At 72.0% G+C, this 364-nt stretch carries 1 pseudogene; it reads right to left on the reverse strand.

The features are described 5' to 3' along the window. Positions 1-364 (reverse strand): annotated as a pseudogene (locus LP52_RS27880) (Tn3 family transposase); the annotation flags it as partial.

Raw genomic sequence — 364 nt, forward strand, 5'->3', positions numbered from 1 at the left:
ACCAGCACCTCGTAGTTGTCGCCGTGGAACGCCGACACCTCCTCGATGTCGGCCACCTGGGCGGCGAACCCGCCCGCCGCCTCCACGGTCGCCGCGGCGCGCCGGGCCCGCTCGGCCTCCCCGCCGGCCTCCGGCGCGTCGGGGTCCAGGTGCTCCAGCACTCCCCGGTAGGTGCCGATCAGGTGCTCGTTCACCGCCTGCTGGCGCTGTCGGATCTCCTCCAGCTCGTGCTTGGCCTTCTTGGTGATGACCGCGATGCGCTTGCACAGCATCTGCGCGAGGTCGTCACGGGCGCGCATGCGGGCGGTATGCACCAGGCACGCCACCAGCACCAGGCGCTTGACGGGGGCGTAGCGTGAGAGCG

The organism is Streptomonospora alba (assembly GCF_000826685.1).
In the GTDB taxonomy this organism is placed as follows: Bacteria; Actinomycetota; Actinomycetes; order Streptosporangiales; family Streptosporangiaceae; genus Streptomonospora; species Streptomonospora alba.